Origin of the sequence: Paenibacillus sp. 1182 (genome assembly GCF_017833915.1) — a bacterium.
Classification (GTDB): Bacteria; Bacillota; Bacilli; order Paenibacillales; family Paenibacillaceae; genus Paenibacillus; species Paenibacillus polymyxa_D.
In genome coordinates this window covers 250,456-268,409 of the sequence record NZ_JAFICR010000003.1, presented here as the reverse complement: position 1 = coordinate 268,409, position 17,954 = coordinate 250,456, and the positions used below count along the sequence as shown (strand labels likewise).

Annotated in this window: 20 protein-coding genes; all 20 read right to left on the bottom strand. The window is 45.8% G+C overall.

All coding sequences use genetic code 11. From position 1 onward, the window contains the following. Positions 1–29: 29 nt before the first annotated feature. Entirely contained in the window at positions 30–818 is a 789-nt protein-coding gene (locus JOD82_RS06935; protein WP_013309911.1) for a FliA/WhiG family RNA polymerase sigma factor, read from the bottom strand. A 14-nt stretch (positions 819–832) separates the two neighbouring features. Further along, positions 833–1,246 (bottom strand): hypothetical protein, encoded by a 414-nt coding sequence (locus tag JOD82_RS06930; RefSeq protein WP_029517008.1) that lies wholly within the window; start codon positions 1,244–1,246, stop codon positions 833–835. Positions 1,247–1,248: 2 nt separating this feature from the next. Next, positions 1,249–1,746 (bottom strand): chemotaxis protein CheD, encoded by a 498-nt coding sequence (locus tag JOD82_RS06925; RefSeq protein WP_010346358.1) that lies wholly within the window; start codon positions 1,744–1,746, stop codon positions 1,249–1,251. Beyond that, the gene (locus JOD82_RS06920; protein WP_029517007.1) at positions 1,739–2,365 is read right to left on the bottom strand and encodes a chemotaxis protein CheC; all 627 of its coding nucleotides are present in this window, start codon (positions 2,363–2,365) and stop codon (positions 1,739–1,741) included. The genes JOD82_RS06925 and JOD82_RS06920 overlap by 8 nt, the downstream gene beginning before the upstream one ends. A 3-nt stretch (positions 2,366–2,368) precedes the next feature. Next, entirely contained in the window at positions 2,369–2,830 is a 462-nt protein-coding gene (locus JOD82_RS06915; protein ID WP_007430046.1) for a chemotaxis protein CheW, read from the bottom strand. Positions 2,831–2,892: 62 nt separating this feature from the next. Next, positions 2,893–4,989: a chemotaxis protein CheA gene (locus JOD82_RS06910; RefSeq protein WP_069011401.1), complete on the bottom strand. Its 2,097-nt coding sequence runs from the start codon at positions 4,987–4,989 to the stop codon at positions 2,893–2,895. A gap of 33 nt (positions 4,990–5,022) precedes the next feature. Next, positions 5,023–6,573, bottom strand: a complete 1,551-nt coding sequence (locus JOD82_RS06905) for a chemotaxis protein CheB (protein WP_029517004.1) — start codon at positions 6,571–6,573, stop codon at positions 5,023–5,025. A gap of 30 nt (positions 6,574–6,603) precedes the next feature. Continuing rightward, positions 6,604–7,491, bottom strand: a complete 888-nt coding sequence (locus JOD82_RS06900; RefSeq protein WP_069011400.1) for a MinD/ParA family protein — start codon at positions 7,489–7,491, stop codon at positions 6,604–6,606. Next, positions 7,488–8,930, bottom strand: coding sequence for a flagellar biosynthesis GTPase FlhF (flhF, locus tag JOD82_RS06895; protein WP_069011399.1), 1,443 nt, complete (start codon positions 8,928–8,930; stop codon positions 7,488–7,490). Before flhF ends, JOD82_RS06900 begins: the two co-directional genes overlap by 4 nt. Continuing rightward, positions 8,927–10,960, bottom strand: a complete 2,034-nt coding sequence (gene flhA / locus JOD82_RS06890; RefSeq protein WP_016820963.1) for a flagellar biosynthesis protein FlhA — start codon at positions 10,958–10,960, stop codon at positions 8,927–8,929. The genes flhF and flhA overlap by 4 nt, the downstream gene beginning before the upstream one ends. A 23-nt stretch (positions 10,961–10,983) precedes the next feature. Continuing rightward, positions 10,984–12,096 carry a flagellar biosynthesis protein FlhB gene (gene flhB, locus JOD82_RS06885; RefSeq protein WP_039274693.1) on the bottom strand — a complete coding sequence of 371 codons (1,113 nt, stop codon included), beginning with the start codon at positions 12,094–12,096 and terminating at the stop codon, positions 10,984–10,986. After that, positions 12,096–12,881 carry a flagellar biosynthetic protein FliR gene (gene fliR, locus JOD82_RS06880; RefSeq protein ID WP_023988198.1) on the bottom strand — a complete coding sequence of 262 codons (786 nt, stop codon included), beginning with the start codon at positions 12,879–12,881 and terminating at the stop codon, positions 12,096–12,098. The genes flhB and fliR overlap by 1 nt, the downstream gene beginning before the upstream one ends. A gap of 10 nt (positions 12,882–12,891) precedes the next feature. Continuing rightward, positions 12,892–13,161 carry a flagellar biosynthesis protein FliQ gene (fliQ, locus tag JOD82_RS06875; RefSeq protein ID WP_007430038.1) on the bottom strand — a complete coding sequence of 90 codons (270 nt, stop codon included), beginning with the start codon at positions 13,159–13,161 and terminating at the stop codon, positions 12,892–12,894. A 37-nt stretch (positions 13,162–13,198) separates the two neighbouring features. Next, positions 13,199–13,954, bottom strand: a complete 756-nt coding sequence (gene fliP / locus JOD82_RS06870; protein ID WP_013309901.1) for a flagellar type III secretion system pore protein FliP — start codon at positions 13,952–13,954, stop codon at positions 13,199–13,201. Next, positions 13,951–14,484: a flagellar biosynthetic protein FliO gene (locus tag JOD82_RS06865; RefSeq protein ID WP_029517000.1), complete on the bottom strand. Its 534-nt coding sequence runs from the start codon at positions 14,482–14,484 to the stop codon at positions 13,951–13,953. Before JOD82_RS06865 ends, fliP begins: the two co-directional genes overlap by 4 nt. 12 nt (positions 14,485–14,496) lie before the next feature. Further along, a complete protein-coding gene (locus JOD82_RS06860) occupies positions 14,497–14,862 on the bottom strand; it encodes a response regulator (RefSeq protein WP_010346372.1) in 366 nt (121 codons plus the stop codon). 29 nt (positions 14,863–14,891) lie between these two features. Then, complete coding sequence (fliY, locus tag JOD82_RS06855) at positions 14,892–16,202, bottom strand: flagellar motor switch phosphatase FliY (RefSeq protein ID WP_029516999.1); 1,311 nt, start codon at positions 16,200–16,202, stop codon at positions 14,892–14,894. Then, a complete protein-coding gene (fliM, locus tag JOD82_RS06850; protein WP_029516998.1) occupies positions 16,192–17,190 on the bottom strand; it encodes a flagellar motor switch protein FliM in 999 nt (332 codons plus the stop codon). The genes fliY and fliM overlap by 11 nt, the downstream gene beginning before the upstream one ends. A gap of 43 nt (positions 17,191–17,233) precedes the next feature. Continuing rightward, entirely contained in the window at positions 17,234–17,707 is a 474-nt protein-coding gene (locus tag JOD82_RS06845; protein WP_023988194.1) for a flagellar basal body-associated FliL family protein, read from the bottom strand. Then, positions 17,704–17,928, bottom strand: a complete 225-nt coding sequence (locus tag JOD82_RS06840; protein WP_013309896.1) for a flagellar FlbD family protein — start codon at positions 17,926–17,928, stop codon at positions 17,704–17,706. The genes JOD82_RS06845 and JOD82_RS06840 overlap by 4 nt, the downstream gene beginning before the upstream one ends. Between the last annotated feature and the right edge of the window lie 26 nt (positions 17,929–17,954).

Here is a 17,954-nt window from a genome sequence, read left to right as displayed (position 1 = left end):
GTCTAACTGTTACTGTAACCTCCCGTACGTTAATCTTTACGCATTAGCAAATCCCGTTGTTTGTCCAATGTCGCTCTCAGACGTAATATTGCTTTGGAATGCAACTGTGAAATTCGCGATGGAGATAGCGACATGACCTCAGCGATTTCGCTGAGTGACAAATCCTCGTAATACAATAAAGAAACAACGATACGTTCTTTTTCAGTCAATTTATCAATGCCTTGTGCAAGGGCATCACGAAGTGTAAATTCATTGACCTTATGATCCGGATTTTTCGCCTTCTCGTCCACCAAAAGGGAAAGCCGTGTTTCCGATTCCTCTTCGCGGATCGGATCCTCCAGTGAGACAATCGACATAACAGCGACCTCTTGGATCATATTTTGAAACTCTTTCTCAGAAACGTCCAAATAATGACTCATCTCTTCGTCGCTGACCGTGCGTAGATATCTTTGTTCCAAATGCTGGTATGCATCCTCGATTTTTTTCGCTTTTTCCCTAACTGAACGAGGAACCCAATCCCCTTGACGAAGACCATCCAAAATCGCTCCACGAACACGCCAAGAAGCATAAGTCTCAAACTGCAAACCACGCTCATAGTCAAATTTCTCTAAAGCGTCAATCAAACCCATAACGCCGTTACTCGCCAGATCATCCTTGGATACATTTTTAGGCAAGCCTACTGCAAGACGGCCTGACACATACTCCACAATATGGAGATACTTTTCAATTAACTGTTTTTTTGCTTCCTTGTCACCGTGTTCTTTCCATTGTTCCCATAGTTCGGAATGGTTTAAATGAGCGGCTTTTCGCTCGTTCATCGGCTTCACCCTCCTTATTTGTCTGTCAGGTGACGAACGGCCTTGGCCAATTCTTCAGGGTCCTTGTTGGAAACCAGCTTAGGTGGGTTTAAAGGTGCAAAACCATTATCCCCCTCGTCCGTCTGCTCTGGTTTCGGTTTCAGCAATTCATTCAGGTCTTCATTTTCGTCTGGTGTCGTCAGGTCCAGATTCCCCCCTACGCCATCTACCTGAGAGCTTGCCCGGCTTTGGGCATTCCCCAGATCTGGCCGCGCTACAACACCTAGTGTCCAGCGCAGCACAAATGCAAGTAGGAACCAAAAAACGAAGGCGATCAAGCCACGAATTAAGCTCGTGGTCAGCAGATTGCTGCCAACGGACAACACAAAAGTCAGAATAAATCCGACTACTCCAGACCAAAGATTAATGCGTAAGCTGCCAAATAACATGTTTATAATTCCTTTACACCTTTTTGTACGCTTCGAATATTCAAAACGCCAGTTTCAGAGTCCAACTCAATCGTTCGTCCATAATTGCCGCCTGTGTCCTCCGCAATCAAAGGAATGCCGAGATCTACGAGCATTTCCTTGCATGATTCTACATTACGTGGACCAATCCGCATGGTGTCTCCACTACCAGCAAAGGCGAACATCTGCGCTCCCCCTGCCATTTTAGCAATCAGCCTGCGTCGTTCTGCACCCAATTTCAGCATCCTCTCAAATAACTCGGGCAGCGCCGTATCCGCATATTTGGCTATATTCAGCTGCCCTTCACGCGCAATATCTGAGGACGGTAGCATCACATGTGCCATGCCTGCCAGTTTCAAATGAGGATCATAGAGGGTCAATCCGACGCAGGAGCCAAGTCCTGTCGTACGAATCGAGTTCGGATTGCTGGTAACATTTAAATCTGCCATGCCGACTTTAATGATGCTTTTATCCTCAATCATCGTTCATCGGGACTCCTAACGACCTAAAGATTTTCCCGAACGATTCTGGATCAGGAATCAGGAAAAATTGACCCTCTATCTGATTCTGCCCTTCCAGAAACGATGTGTCAATCAATAATGCAGCATCTCCCATCTGCCCAAACTGCAGCAGTCCGTAGCTAAGAATTGCTCCTGCCATGTCCAACGCCAGCGCAGGGACTGTTGGATACATGGATAAACGTGTGAAATCGGCCAGCGAAGACAGGTAAGAGCCCGCTAAAATGTTTCCGATCTCCGACAGGGCTGAGTGCTCCATTTCGTTAAAACTGTCCTCGTCATCTGAAGGAATATTCGCCAAACGGGAAAGTAAGCCTTTTGCCGCCTGAGGCTGCAATATGAAGAATAGATTGCCGGGGGCTTCCCCTTCTACCCTAAAAAATATTGCAACAACAAGTTGCTCATTTCCACCGACTTTATCGGCAATTTCCTCAAAAGGCAGCATTTGTACTTTAGGCACACCCATGTCGACCGGTTTATTGAGAAGCCGGGAGAGCGCTGTAGCAGCGTTCCCCGAGCCAATGTTGCCGACTTCTTTCAACACATCCAACTTGAAGTCTTCGAGATTCCCAAGATTCTCCATATGTTAATCCTCTAAGCCTTCCAGTTGGTTCATTTCGCTACGATTCAGGACTTCGGACAAGTTCAGCATAATCAACAAGCGCTCTTCACCAATTTTAGCAACTCCGCGAAGATATTTAGCCTTAACTCCGCCAATCACTTCCGGTGGTGTCTCGATATTGTCAGTATTCAGGTCAATAACGTCATTCGCTGAATCAACGATAAAGCCGACTTGCATTTCGCCCACTGCAACGATAATGATGCGGGTTTGATCGGTATATTCAGCTTCAGGCAATCCAAATCGGCCACGAAGATCAATAACCGGAATGACTACGCCTCTCATGTTGAATACACCTTTTACAAAATCGTAAGTTCTTGGAACCCGTGTAATCGGCACCATGCGTTCAATAGATTGGACTTTTTCTACTTCAACACCGTATTCCTCTTCACCAAGCTTAAATACGATAACTTTAATTTCTTCTCCCATGTCTAAAAACCCTCCTTATTGATGTCAGCAACTTCACATTTCTTTCATTTCTGATGAAGACATTATTTAATGAAAACATTCGGGTCAATGATCAACGCAACCTGACCGTCACCCAGAATCGTGGCACCTGAAATTCCTTGGATGTTTGGAAGGTATTTGCCCAGATTTTTAAGGACAATTTCACTTTGTCCCAAAAAGTCCTGTACAGAAAGAGCTGCCAAACGGTCTCCCTTGCGGATGACCACGACCTCTGTCTCTTCTTCTTCATCTTCATTGAAGTCCGGTACCTCAAACAGCTGACTCAAGGAGATGAGCGGGATATGAGAATCGCGGAAAGCAATCATTTTATTGCCATGTACAGAACGAATTTGTGTCCGTTTGACAATCGCAGTCTCCACAATGGAGGACAATGGGATCGCATATTTTTCAGAACCGATCTGTATCATCATGGCTGCAATAATGGATAGGGTGAGCGGCAATTGCACAGAGAAATTAGTGCCTTGGCCCAGTGTAGAGTGAACCGTAACATTGCCACCCAAAGCAGTGATTTTGGATTTAACAACGTCCAAACCGACACCGCGTCCTGATACGTCTGAAATGACTGCAGCTGTGCTAAAGCCTGGAGCAAACAATACCTGATAAGCTTCCTCGTCGGTCATGACCGCTGCTTGCTCTGCTGTCAAAATCCCTTTAGAAATAGCACTGTTTAGTACCTTATCGCGATTAATACCATTTCCGTCATCTTCAATCTCGATGAATACGTTATTTCCGCTATGAAAAGCACGCAAGTTAACCGTTCCTGTCTCAGGTTTACCAGCTGCAATCCGATCGGCTACCGACTCAATGCCATGATCCACGGAGTTACGAAGCAAATGCACCAGAGGATCGCCAATTTCGTCGATAACAGTGCGGTCCATTTCAGTCTCTGCTCCAGTAATAACCAAATCAAGTTTTTTATCCAGCGATTTGGCCAGATCGCGCACCATACGCGGAAAACGATTGAAAACAGTGTCTACTGGTACCATTCGCAATTTAAGAACGACGTTTTGTAAATCGCTGCTCACACGACTCATGTGCTCTACCGTTTCTGTCAGTGCTGGATTGGAAGCTTCACTTGCCAACTGCTCTAACCGCACGCGGTCAATGAGCAACTCGCTAAATAAGTTCATAAGTACATCCAGACGTTCAATATCTACACGAATCGTACGGTTATGCGTAGGGGCAGCTGCCTTAGCTGCTGGCGTCTTACCTGCAGCTGCCTTAGCCACAGAGGCCGCAGCTGAAGACTGCGGCTGGGATGGAGCAGGTGATTGCACGGCAACAGGAGCTTCCTGTACCGCAGCAGTCTCAGCCAGTCCAGCAGTAACTTCGCTCATTTGTTTAAGCGATTCCTGATCTAGTTGTACCACTGAGACAGTGTCAATCTCAGAGATGCCCGCGATTTCCTTTTCCAGCTCCCCAACTTCTTTCTGCGTTATGTAATATAACGAGAAGCTTTGCTCGAATTTCTCCTGCTCAATATCCTGTACCGACGGATAGGCCTTGACGATTTCACCAGAGTTTTCCAGTGTATTAAACACCATAAAAGCACGCGCCGCCTTTAACTGGCTCTCTGAGCTGATTGTTACCTGTATATAGTGAACACGATGTCCTTCAGAAATAGATTGCTCCAATACAGAATACTGGAACTGATCCAAAACAAGCCCAGCACTATCGTTTTTGCCCACTTTTTTAGATGGAGACTCCTCAGTCGCAGCATTTGCGCCGGTCTTTTGGAAATCCCCGCTCACGATGGATTGTAGTGAAGATACAATAGAGGAGACATCCGCTTTTCCGTCGCCTCCCTCTGTAATGTGCTGCACCATGGACTCCAGAGCATCCAATCCCTTAAATAAGGTATCGAATATAAATTCATGCATCGCCAGCTTGTTGTTACGTACAAGATCAAGAACGTTTTCCATTTGGTGGGTAAGCGATGCTAGGTCTTCAAACCCCATCGTAGCAGCCATTCCCTTGAGGGTATGGGCAGAACGGAAAATCACCTGAACGATACCTAGATCAGTTGGATTGCTTTCCAGTTGAAGCATTTTTTCGTTAAGAGATTGCAGATGATCATTCGACTCATCAATAAACATGTTTAAATATTGGTTCATGTCCATTGTGAGACACCTCCTCCATGAGTTACACTCCGATTATTTCACAACTTGTACAAGCTTGGGGGCGATCTCCTGCATTGGCAGAAGGTGACGCACACATTTTAACTCTACTGCTGAGCGGGGCATTCCGTACACTACACAAGTTTCCTCATTTTCAGCAAATGTGGATTGTACCCCAGCATCATAAAGCTTCTTCATCATTTTGGCCCCGTCGCTCCCCATTCCAGTGAGCAATACTAGATGCCGCTCCAACGAGGTTAACGAGAGCAACGATTCAAACATCGTATCTACGGAAGGACGGTGACCATTGCGAGCTTCCTCCGTCTTCAGTGACACAGTGTATTTACCACCAGCTCCTGGTACAATTCTTAGTTGATATCCCCCTGGGGCAATGTAGGCCGTTCCAGTCTCCAACGTCATTCCCTGCTCAGCCTCCACAACTCGGAGTGGACTTAACGTGTTTAAGCGTTGTGCCAGCGAACGAGTGAAGTTTGGCGGCATATGCTGAACGATAACGATTGGAGCAGGAAAATCACCAGGAATGCGTTCCAACAGCGTCTTAAGCGCCCGCGGACCGCCCGTAGAACATCCCACCGCCACTAGTTTGCGAAAGTTGGACGTGTGCACACCTTTTTTAAGTGACAATCCCTTAGGTGCGGCAGGAACTGTAGGTGCCGCTACTGGAGGCGTAGCAGCCGCAGGAGTACGAGTAGCTGATGAAATCACCGTCTTATGGGGCTCCGGCTTAACCAAGCCTGCTTTATCCTTACCATGCAGCGATTTGCCAGCGGCCGTAGTAGTACTGTTTAGTTGCCCTGGTGTTCGTCCTATCCCCTTGGACAAATCTTCCTTCTTCTGAACAGTAGGTGCTTGGACTGACTTATTGCTTGGCTGAGCAGCTGGCTGCTGTTCTATGCGCCCCGCTGTAACAGATGTTCCAGACTGTTGTCGTTTAGTTTCCTGCTTGGCTACTGCCGGGGCGGACTTGCCAACATCACGCTTCGGCTGAGCTGATACAGCAGGTGAAGGAGCAAGCGGAACAACAGGAGACTTGTCTGTCGAAGCTTGACTGCCTGATCGCTTCTCAGTCACAGCCTGTCCTGGAGGCTTTTGCTGTGGCGTTTTTTTCGCTTGTTCCAATGCAGCTTTGCGCTCATTAGCTTCCTTGCGCTCCAGACGACTCCGCACTGCTTGCATAGCAGTGTGCATCTGTTCCAGCAGCGCCTTACTCACTTGCTCAATATCTTGCGCATGAGCGATGGAAGGCTTTCTTATAAAATCGAAAGCTCCTGCCTCCAGAGCCATGATGGTCTCCTTCATGCCTTGTTCATTAATGCCTGACAGCATAATTACAGGTAGCGGATGGGCTGCCATAATCAATGGCAATGCTTCAAGACCATTCATTTCAGGCATCTCGACATCCATGGTGACCAAATCGGGCTGCAATTCCTTCACTTTCTCTACAGCCTCTTTGCCATTGGCGGCTGTACCTACGATGTTGAACGACTCATCCCTTACAATTAAATCTGTAATAATTTTGCGCATAAAGGCCGAATCATCTACAACCAGCACCCGGTAAGCACACATGTTAAACACCTCTGTTTCCTCTCATCAAAATCAATGTACAGAACGCCGCAACCATTTTTGCATAAACCCTTTAATTCCACTCAATGCACCTGATTGCGGAATCTGTGGCATTGCTGCAAAACGGTGTGCCAGATTCAATACATCTCTTGAAGCCGCACATCCCGGAAAAGCAACCATAAATGGTACTTGCCTTTTGACTGCTTGCATGACATGAGTATCATCACTGATATGTCCAAGCAACGGGATATCGATCTCCAAAAAGCGTTTCGCAACCAGTGCGATCTTATCGGCAACTTGACGGGCCTCATTATCGTTATCGGCACGATTGACTATAATTTTGAATACCGTATCCTTTTGCAAACCGCTGACGACTTTAATTAGCGCATACGCATCTGTTAAGGACGTCGGTTCCGGTGTAGTTACAACCAGGCATTCGTCAGCTGAAGTGATGAATTTAAGGTTTTCTTTGGATAAACCTGCACCTGTATCAAATAGAATATAATCCATATCTGCCGCCATTTTCTCTACTTCTTCGGCAAAATAATTCAGATCGTCATCCGATAACGTAAACAATTCGCTCAAACCCGATCCTCCAGCAATATAAGGCAAACCACCTACACCCGTTTGAATAATTTCATCAATTGATTTCTCACGTTTTAGCAGGTGAAAAAGATTGTATTGTGAATTGGCTCCCATTAATACATCAATATTGGCCATACCTATATCAGCATCAAACACAAGTACCCTTCGACCAAGGGATTGCAGAGCAAGAGCAAAGTTCAGCGTGAAATTGGATTTGCCCACCCCGCCTTTACCACTGGTGATCGTTATAATTTTTGCTTGACGATTACGTGGGGGCAATCGATATTTATCCAAGGAAGAAGCCATTTGTCTAAGTGATTGGGCTTGGTCACTCATATGGAATCTCCGTTAACTCCTGTTGATGTTTTGGGTCCAAGCAGCATGCTTGTCACCATTTCTGTATCGGGATGAAGCAAGTCATCAGGAACATTTTGTCCATTGGTAATATAGGCCAGCTGCATCGGAAATTGATGCAAAAGATTAAACATTCCACCGCAGCTACCTGTCTCGTCCATCTTAGTAAACACAACCTTACCGAGACCAAACTTGCTGAAATGTCCAGTTATATTGAGCATATCTTTGCTTTTGGATGTTAGGCTGAGTACCAGATACGTCTCACTTTCATTAATAGGCGAAAGCAGACTTTGCAGTTCCGAAACAAGTAATTCATTTCGATAATTTCGTCCTGCCGTATCCATGAGGATCAGGTCACAATGTTCCAGACGTTGCATGGCTCTGTGAACGTCACCGGGAGATTGCACAACTTCAAGCGGTACATTCAAAATCGTAGCATATGTACGCAGTTGCTCGACGGCAGAAATCCGGTACGTGTCAGAAGTAATAAATCCAACTTTGCGATGATGCTTAAACAACTGTTCTGCTGCTAACTTGGCAATGGTTGTTGTTTTCCCTACTCCGGTAGGACCTGCCACATACACAATTTTGGTATCTTTGGAGATCCCTTTGTCCAGTCTTGTCTGAATAAAACTGGCCACTTCCTCACGAAAGGTTTGTTCCCAATCGAAAGTTTCAGGCACAAAAGGGTGCTCACTCCGACGCACATATACCTGTTCGAGCCAATACTCCAGTAAATCACGTTCCACTTCCTGTTCCAGCACACGCTCACAAATCTCTTGCAGCGGCTCCGGCCAAGTACTTTCCATTGAAGAGTTTCGGGAAAACCGAGTCATCATAGCTTTCATTTCCCGCAATTCATTAAGCAGAGCCTGATTTTCCTCCGCTCCGCTCTTGTCTGAAACGCTTGCTTCAATGGGCTGTTTAAACAGTTCACTGGATGATTTCATGTTCGAAAGTAATGCTTCATGATCAAGTGCTTGAGACGTAGTCTCCAGATTATTAGCAGACCTAGATGACAAATGCTCAGTTGCTGAAGCTGCTTGTTCTGCATCGATCATTAATTCAGCTTGTTCTTCTTTGGAACCACCCGTCATCTGCGTTACCCGCCGGTAAGCTTCTGGAGCAGCTTGTCTGGGAACCACAGGCATAAATGATTTTTCTGGCTGTTCAGGAGCGTTCATTTGAGGTGAAGCCGCCCGGGCAAGCTCTTGTGAAGATGGTCCAAACCGTCGTGGCTTTTGAGGTTGCTTCTCCTCTACCGCTGCAACCACTTCGATTTTCTTTTTACTGAACATTCCCATGAAACCGCCGACCTTCATTTCCTTTGTACTTAAAATGACGGCGTCTGTTCCTAAGTCACCCCTGATTTGCAGCATGGCTTCTGGCATGGTATCCACTACATATCGTTTTACTCTCATAAGTTCACCACCCCGACACTTTGAATTTCAACGTTCGGCTCCAGCTCACTGTACGACAGCACCGGGACATCCTGCATCGTCCGCTCCATCACTTGCCGCAAATACATACGAATTGTCGGTGACGTTAATACAATAGGCTGCTGTCCAGATTGAATAAGGCGGTTGATTTGCTCCATCATCCTTTGATACACCGTTTGCGTAGACACCGGGTCAAGAGCCAAATAGCTACCTTGCTCCGACTGTTGTACGCTTTCAGCAATTTTCTTTTCCAATCCTGGTCCCACTGTAATAACGCGTAACGTCTCCCCTTGTTGGGCAAATTGCTGCGTAATCTGGCGGGACAACGCCTGACGGACATATTCAGTCAGCACGTCGGGATCTTTTGTATAAGTACCGTAGTCAGCTAGTGTTTCGAAAATAGTCACCATATCGCGAATGGAGATTTTTTCTTTCAACAGCTTGGCTAACACTTTTTGTACATCCCCAATCGCAAGCACAGAAGGAATAAGGTCGTCCACCAGCACTGGATAATTCTCTTTGAGATTGTCGACCAGCGAACGTGTCTCCTGTCTGCCAAGCAACTCATGAGCATGTTTCTTGATCGTCTCCGTAAGATGAGTAGCTACAACTGAAGGTGGATCAACTACGGTATAACCAGATAATTCCGCAACATCCTTGGTGTTCTCATCAATCCAGAGCGCAGGCAATCCGAAGGCTGGTTCCGTCGTTTCGATTCCTGTAATAGAATCATCGTCGTATCCTGGACTCATAGCCAGGTAATGATTTAACAGAAGCTCTCCGCCGCCCACGGTATTACCTTTAATTTTAATTACATACTCGTTAGGTTTGAGCTGAATGTTGTCTCGAATACGAATGACCGGTACAACCAAACCCAGTTCCAAAGCACATTGACGACGGATCATAATAATCCGATCTAATAAATCCCCGCCCTGCTGTGTATCCGCCAGCGGAATTAACCCGTATCCAAATTCAAATTCAATTGGATCTACCTGAAGCAAATTAATGACACTTTCCGGACTACGGACTTCTTCAATTTGTTGCTCCTCTTCCAGCTGTTCATCGGCTATCTGCTTGCGCTCCATATTGCCCTGCATTCTTCGAGCCGCAAAAAACAGCAGAATCGCCAGTGGAAGAGTTGTAATGATATGAATAGGTGTGAAAAGCCCTAATAATGCAATTGTGGCAGCCACAATGTAGATCAGTTTTGGATAAGAAAAGAGTTGTCCAGTTAAATCCTCTGCCAAGTTGCCATCTGACGTAGCCCGCGTAACAATCAAGCCTGACGCCGTGGATATGAGCAGTGCGGGAATCTGACTGACCAGTCCGTCACCGATGGTGAGGACAGAATAAGTCGACAGCGCCTCTTGAAATCCTTTTCCCTGAACGGCCATACCGATAATAAAGCCACCGACCAAGTTGATGATCAAAATGATAATACTAGCAATGGCATCACCTTTAACGAATTTACTCGCACCATCCATCGCTCCGTAAAAATCTGCTTCCCGTTCGATTTTACTGCGTCGTTCACGGGCTTGCTGCTCATTGATCAAACCTGCATTCAGATCCGCATCAATACTCATTTGTTTACCCGGCATTGCATCCAATGTAAACCGTGCGCCTACCTCAGCAACCCGCTCAGATCCCTTGGTGATAACAATGAACTGTACGACCACGAGAATGAGAAAGACAACAAAACCGACGGCAATTTGCCCTCCTGCAATCCAACTACCAAACGTAGCAACTACTTCCCCTGCATGGCCCTCACCTAAAATAAGTTTGGTTGTAGAGATATTAAGTGCCAAACGAAATAACGTTGTAATGAGCAGCAATGAAGGGAAAATAGAGAACTGTAAAGCTTCCTTCGTATTCATAGAAACGAGTAGAATCATTAAAGCAATAGAAATATTAATGACGAGTAGGATATCCAGCAGCCATGATGGGATCGGGAGAATCATCATAAGAACGATACCGATGACGCCTGCAAGGACAGTTATTTCTTTTATTTTCACGGGTCTCTAGCCCTCCGATCCCTTTATTTCACTTTACCTTTTAATTTATATACATACGCCAGCACTTCGGCAACGGCCTGGAACAGATCAGCTGGTATCGCATCCCCGATTTCGGCTCTTTGAAACAGCGCCCGCGCCAGCGGCTTGTTTTCCATCGTTATAACGCCGTTTTGCTTGGCAATTTCTTTAATTCGGAGCGCAACGTAATCTTGCCCTTTCGCAATAATCTGCGGCGCTTCCATCTCCGAACCGTCATATTTCAAAGCCACAGCAAAGTGCGTAGGGTTGGTAATGATGACATCTGCATTAGGAACCTCCTGCATCATACGCTGCATAGCCATACGGCGCTGACGCTCGCGAATTTTCCCTTTGATCAGCGGGTCACCCTCCATTTTCTTGTATTCATCCTTGATGTCCTGTTTGGACATTTTCAGGTTTTTCTCATGCTCATAACGTTGATACATATAGTCCAATACCGCTAAAACGAACAGCACCACACCAATTTTGAGCCCCAGTTCCATCGTTAATGAAGCTGTAAAGCTCAACATCTGATCGCCGGACATTTCAGCCAGTTTGGGTAGGTCAGCCTTTGTTTTCCAGAGTACGCTGTACACCAGATAACCAATTACGGTCATCTTTAAAACAGATTTCAGGAATTCAACCAATGACCTCATGGAAAAAATATTTTTGAATCCTTTAATCGGATCAATCTTGCTAAACTTGGGCGTAATGCCCTCTCCGGTTAATAAAAAACCGATCTGCATGTAATTCGCTGCTATCCCAATGACAATGGCCCCAATAAAAATAGGTGCCAGCATAATTAAGATTTGCACGCCATATTCGCCCATCATCAGCAGCGTTGTGTTCGGCGTTACCTCCATAGAAAGCCGATTCACAAAAATATCTCGAAATAGTCGAACCGCATGGTCCTTAAAATACCCGCCGAAAATCATGAGGCAAAAAAACGTAACCAACAGGACACCAGCGGCGGGCAACTCCATGCTTTTGGCAACCTGCCCTTTTTGTCTTGCATCCTGTTTCTTTTTGGGTGTAGCTTTTTCCGTTTTTTCCCCTGAGAACAACTGCAGGTTCATAGCATATTTAAATGACAAACTACGTTCCTCCAGACCAGACATTAAGGACGATTACCCATAATATCCAACAAGTTGCGCATGGATTCGAACATCACAGAAAACAATCTTTCGAATATAAAAGCAAAACTTGGCATGAGAAGCAGTAACATGAACAGTCCCACAATAATTTTAAGAGGTACACCAATGACAAAAATGTTGAATTGTGGCGCTGTTTTAGCTAAAAAACCGAGTCCCACATCCGTTAAAAAGGTAGCTACTACAATGGGGGCAGCAATTTGAAAGGCCAGCATAAATGATTCCGCAAAAGAACGTACCAGAAATTCAGTTACACTGCCACCATACAGCTTTACAAAAAAATCATTTGTCAACGGTACCCAATCATAGCTGTATAAGATAGCATTTAGCAGATGATGGTGCCCATTTATACTTAAAAAGAACAATACAGCTATGGCAAACTTAAAATTCCCTGTTAAAGGCGTTGAAGCCCCTGTCATGGGATCAAACACACTTGCCATTCCGAACCCCACCTGTAAATCTATAAATGAACCTGCGGTTTGGATCGCTGTCATGAACAGATATGCAGTAAATCCCAATAACAACCCAATCAGCACTTCACGGCCCACTAACAGCACATACGCTACATCGGTCGGTACCTGTTGATGCGTACCATATGTAAGATACACGACCAAAGCTAGAAATCCTGAAATTCCGACCTTAAAGATATTAGGTACACCTCGGGTCGAAAAAATAGGCGCTACTACAAAAAATGAGGTAATCCGACAAAAAATCAGCAAAAAAACAGGAAAACTTTGTAACAATATGTTCATAACATTCAGCCTAACCTATATATTTGTACAAATTGTCCAGAATGTTATACGTAAAGTCCACTAATGTGGTCAATATCCAAGGCCCGAACAAAAGCAATGCCAGCAATACGGCGACAATCTTCGGAACAAAGGCCAGTGTCTGCTCCTGAATTTGGGTTGTCGCCTGAAAAATGCTGATAATCAAACCCACGACTAGCCCCAAAATCAGCATCGGAGCGCTCACCTTGAGTACAATGTACACCGCTTGCCCAGCCAGGGAAATAATAAACTCCGAAGTCATTGCCGTCCTCCTTGATTGCTGTCCTTGCATGAAGTACTCATGTGTTAAAACTTAGAAGCAACGATTTGACTACCAAATACCAACCATCTACAAGTACAAAGAGCAGTATTTTAAAAGGAAGTGAAATCATTACCGGTGGTAGCATCATCATCCCCATAGCCATGAGTGTACTCGACACTACAATGTCTATAACTAAAAATGGTATGAAAATCATAAAGCCCATCTGAAAGGCCGTTTTCAACTCACTGATTGCATAAGCCGGAACCATCACCGTTAGTGGAATATCCTGATAATTCTTTGGTTTTTCCATCTTGGTGTATTTCATAAAGAGCAGTAGATCCTTCTCACGTGTATGAGAGAACATAAAGGTCTTGATCGGTACCGATGCCTTGTCCAGCGCCTGAGACTGTGTTATATCCCCCTTGAGATACGGCTGAAGCGCAGTTTCATTCATAGCTGAGAACGTCGGTGCCATAATGAATAAAGTGAGAAACAAAGCCAGTCCAACAAGCACCTGATTAGGCGGCATCTGCTGGGTTCCCAGCGAAGTTCGCACAAAGCCAAGCACAATCACAATTCGTGTAAAACTTGTCATAAGTACAAGCAACGCGGGCGCTACACTAATGACAGTAATAAGTAAAATAATAGACAGCGAGGTGGCACCGGGCTGTCCTTTGTCCGAATTGCCGACTTGAATATCAATGTTCGGAATCGGTTCCGCAGAGGCCGCCGTCACCGAAATGAAGCTGAACAAGACAAGCAGCAAACATGCAAGTATAATCTTTTTTCTCATGAATCTCCCGACCGATCTGTAGTATTCTCCTCATTGCGCAGCTTTTCAAGTTTATCCTTACGATTCGGCATTTGCCGAAGCTTGGATTCAAACATCTCGTGAAAAGATGTCTCCTCTTCAGGCTGCTGCTGTGCCGCGTTGTTCCGGCGAAGCTTATCCGCAATTTTAGCGAATAGCGGGGCAATCGGGCCGCGCTGCAGAGAAGCTTCTTGCTCCAGTGCGGCCAAAATTTGCTCCACTTCTTCAGGATCGGATACTTTGTCAACAAGCTGGATATCTTCTCCCACACCAATGAGGTACACACTGCTACCTACTTCAACAAGCTGAAGGGATTTATTGGGACCCAGTCCCACGCCTCCCAGTATGCGAACGGAGCGGTTGCTGAACCAGCTCTGATTTCTTTTACTCAAAAACCGTATCAAGTACACGATCAGTACGATGATAAAGATTAGCACGAAAAGGACCCAGGCAATGTTGCCTATATTGCTGGATGTACTCAATGCGTCAGAGGCACCCTGTTGTGTATCCATACTGGGTGCGCCTTAGACACCCAGTGTTTTGTTGATGGCTTCGATAACCCGATCCGATTGGAAAGGCTTAACGATAAAATCTTTTGCGCCAGCTTGAATGGCATCAATAACCATTGCTTGCTGACCCATCGCGGAACACATGATAACCTTTGCATTCGCGTCAATTTGTTTGATTTCCTTCAGAGCGGCAATGCCGTCCATTTCAGGCATCGTGATATCCATCGTAATCAGGTCCGGACGAAGCTCCTTGAATTTTTCAATGGCCTGTGATCCATCTTGGGCCTCTCCTACTACCTCAAATCCATTTTTGGACAGGATGTCCCGAATCATCATTCTCATAAATGCAGCATCGTCCACGATCAAAATACGGTTTGCCATCTGAAATAAATCCTCCCTAAATTATGCTTTTATTGTAATTTTTGAATACGGTCCCATTGACTTACAATATCTGTTACGCGCACACCAAAGTTCTCGTCGATTACGACAACCTCGCCCTTGGCAATCAGTTTGTTGTTTACCAAAATGTCCACCGGCTCCCCAGCAAGCTTGTCTAGTTCAATAATTGAACCTTGTGAGAGCTCCAGAATATCTTTAATTTGCTTTTGGGTCCTTCCTAATTCTACGGTGACTCTAAGGGGAATGTCCATCAATAAATTTAAATTGTTTTCATCCACTTGCGCAAATGCACCGGACTGCAAGTTAGAAAATTGTACAGGTTGTACATTTACATTACGTCCCGGTACTGCGCCGTAGTGATGAGGCGTTCCGTAAGGAGCTTGCGGCGGTACACCAGCTGGCATTCCATAACCCGGTGTTCCATAGCCTGGAGCGCCCTGCTGCCCATATCCCGGGTCTTGAGGATACATTGGCGGTTGTTGTCCATAGCCTGCGTCTTGCGGCGCCTGCGCGGCTGCAGGTGGCTGTTGATAGGCTGGTGCAGGCGGTTGCTGCGGAACGCTAGCTTGTTGCGGCACTTCGGGAGCAGCTGTTGCAGCTACCTGCTGTGCAGACGCTTGCGGTTGTTCTTCATCCTCTCCGCCATTCATTAGGATGCTCACCATTTTTTTGGCGAAATTAACAGGTAACAGTTGCATCAGCGTAGAGTCAATAAGATCCCCGATCAATAACCGGAAGGAGACTGTGATGAGCGTCTCTTCATCCGGCAGACTGGATACTCCATCACCGTGCATAGGATCCAAAATATCAATCCCCGGTGGAGAGATATTAACAAAACGATTAAACATAGTAGACATTGAGGTCGCCGACGATCCCATCATCTGGTTCATCGCTTCCTGCACAGCACTAATGTGGATTTCATTCAATTCTTCATCTGCTGGGTTTCCTTCACCACCAAGCATTAAGTCCGCTATCACTTGTGCATCACGCTTTTTGATTACGAGTGAGTTAATACCCTCGAATCCATCGACATAATTTACATGTACAGCTACGTGTGGCTTTGGAAATGCAGTTTCAAATTCAGAACGGGTAATAATTGAAACTTTAGGTGTCGTAATATCCACCTTTTGACCGAGCAGTGTGGAAAGAGCCGTAGCTGCGCTGCCGAACGTTATATTACCGATTTCCCCGAGAGCATCCTGCTCCAGAGGAGTCAGAAAATCGTCAACGGTCTTGCCTGCGGGAGTAGAATCCGTCCCCGCTTCAGACTGTTTCAGCAAGGCATCGATTTCCTCCTGGGACAAATAGTCTTTACTCGTCAATTTCTTCAACTCCTTCGTTGACAATTTCATCAATTTGTACGGCAACACGATCTCTTACCATGCCGGGACTTCCCATAAACTTCAATTTCTCGCCTACCCGGATGGATAGTCCTTCTTTGACAGGTTTGTTCAATGAAATGACATCCCCGACCGAAAGACCCAGAAACTCGGCTACATTTATCCGGGATTCACCCAACTCCGCAATAATAGGGAGCTCTGCTTTGGTGACCCGTAATCTCAAGGCGTCAATCTCTTCGGGCGCCCTTGATTTCTTTTCGGATGTAAACCACTGGTGCGTGGACAGTCTAGCCATAATAGGTTCCAATACCACATGCGGGATACAGAGGTTAATCATCCCTGTGGTATCACCAATTTTGGTACTAAGCGAAATCAGAGCAATCGTTTCATTCGGCGAGACAATCTGCATGAACTGCGGATTTGTTTCCATCGCCTCTAGGCGCGGTTCAATGTCCAGTACCGTTTTCCAAGCCTCTTGCAGGCTATCAAAGGTACGACTGAAAATTCGCTCCATAATCGTCGTCTCGATTTCGGTCAACGCAGTAACCTTTGACGGTGCCGAACCTGTTCCTCCGAGAAGCCTGTCCAACATGGCATAAGCAACGTTCGGGTGAACCTCAAGCACCATACGGCCTTCCAGCGGTTCAGCTTCAAAAATGTTTAGAATGGTCATTTTCGGAATGGAGCGAATGAATTCATCATAAGGAAGTTGCTCCACCTGAACGACATTAATTTGGACAAAAGTACGAAGCTGCGCTGAAAAATATGTGGTCAGATACCGTGCAAAGTTCTCGTGTATCCGCGTCAGACTCCGTATATGATCCTTGGAAAACCTAAGCGCTCTTTTGAAATCATAAGCGCGAACTTTCTTTTGGGTATCTTCCTTTTTAAGTTCTTCCGCATCCATTTCACCGGACGAAAGAGCTGCTAAAAGGGCATCAATTTCCCCTTGTGACAGTACATCCACCAATGTTATTCACCCCCTTACGTGTTCCTGACAAGTTCACCTGGAATCAAATGGCTGCCAGCAAAAAGTCTGTAATTTTGGCGTTCCCCAGGTGACCTTCAGGGAGCGACTTGTTGATGAGATCCGTCAGCTTGTCACTGAACTGGTCCCGGCCTTTAGCCGTTCTGAGCTCATCAGGTTTGGTGTCTGCAAGTAATTGAATAACGATGGGCTTAATACTGATGTCTTTGATTTTTTCAAAAGATTCTTTTGCTTTGGCATCGTTCAATTGAAAAGATAGGTTCATCTGAACAATGTAATCTGCGTCTGCCAGATTTGTTTTGATACCGGTAATTTCAGAGCTCACTTCCACCAATTCATCTGCTGACAATCTTGGAAGTTGTTCTGCCTGAGCAGCTTGCGCATTCGGTATGACTTCCGACTTCTTCCCGCTAAGCGCTGGTATAAGTACAAAGGCCGCGCCTGCAATCAAAGTAATCGCGAGTAAAATTGTAATGAGCCATGGCAGCATCTTCTTCATTCGTCTTCCTCCATTTGTTGCACTTTTATCGTGGCGGCATGCATACCGATTTCACGGCTGTAACCCTTGATCAAGGAGACGACATCTGCCGCTTTTTCCAATACAATCAACCGTTTCCCCGTCACCAAAGTGACGTATGTATCCGGTGTTTCCTCCACAGTCTCAATGAGCAGCGCATTAAGCCACATAGGCGAGCCGTTCAGCCGCGTTAACGGGATCATCGTAATACCAACCTCCTGATAGGTGC

Bases quoted from the DNA above. Each gene is read 5' to 3' on its own strand.
- JOD82_RS06935 (WP_013309911.1), bottom strand. From the start codon at position 818: ATGAACGAGCGAAAAGCCGCTCATTTAAACCATTCCGAACTATGGGAA.
- JOD82_RS06930 (WP_029517008.1), bottom strand. From the start codon at position 1,246: ATGTTATTTGGCAGCTTACGCATTAATCTTTGGTCTGGAGTAGTCGGA.
- JOD82_RS06925 (WP_010346358.1), bottom strand. From the start codon at position 1,746: ATGATTGAGGATAAAAGCATCATTAAAGTCGGCATGGCAGATTTAAAT.
- JOD82_RS06920 (WP_029517007.1), bottom strand. From the start codon at position 2,365: ATGGAGAATCTTGGGAATCTCGAAGACTTCAAGTTGGATGTGTTGAAA.
- JOD82_RS06915 (WP_007430046.1), bottom strand. From the start codon at position 2,830: ATGGGAGAAGAAATTAAAGTTATCGTATTTAAGCTTGGTGAAGAGGAA.
- JOD82_RS06910 (WP_069011401.1), bottom strand. From the start codon at position 4,989: ATGGACATGAACCAATATTTAAACATGTTTATTGATGAGTCGAATGAT.
- JOD82_RS06905 (WP_029517004.1), bottom strand. From the start codon at position 6,573: ATGTGTGCTTACCGGGTGCTGGTTGTAGATGATTCGGCCTTTATGCGC.
- JOD82_RS06900 (WP_069011400.1), bottom strand. From the start codon at position 7,491: ATGAGTGACCAAGCCCAATCACTTAGACAAATGGCTTCTTCCTTGGAT.
- flhF (WP_069011399.1), bottom strand. From the start codon at position 8,930: ATGAGAGTAAAACGATATGTAGTGGATACCATGCCAGAAGCCATGCTG.
- flhB (WP_039274693.1), bottom strand. From the start codon at position 12,096: ATGTCTGGTCTGGAGGAACGTAGTTTGTCATTTAAATATGCTATGAAC.
- fliR (WP_023988198.1), bottom strand. From the start codon at position 12,881: ATGAACATATTGTTACAAAGTTTTCCTGTTTTTTTGCTGATTTTTTGT.
- fliQ (WP_007430038.1), bottom strand. From the start codon at position 13,161: ATGACTTCGGAGTTTATTATTTCCCTGGCTGGGCAAGCGGTGTACATT.
- fliP (WP_013309901.1), bottom strand. From the start codon at position 13,954: ATGAGAAAAAAGATTATACTTGCATGTTTGCTGCTTGTCTTGTTCAGC.
- JOD82_RS06865 (WP_029517000.1), bottom strand. From the start codon at position 14,484: ATGGATACACAACAGGGTGCCTCTGACGCATTGAGTACATCCAGCAAT.
- JOD82_RS06860 (WP_010346372.1), bottom strand. From the start codon at position 14,862: ATGGCAAACCGTATTTTGATCGTGGACGATGCTGCATTTATGAGAATG.
- JOD82_RS06845 (WP_023988194.1), bottom strand. From the start codon at position 17,707: ATGAAGAAGATGCTGCCATGGCTCATTACAATTTTACTCGCGATTACT.
- JOD82_RS06840 (WP_013309896.1), bottom strand. From the start codon at position 17,928: ATGATCCCGTTAACGCGGCTGAACGGCTCGCCTATGTGGCTTAATGCG.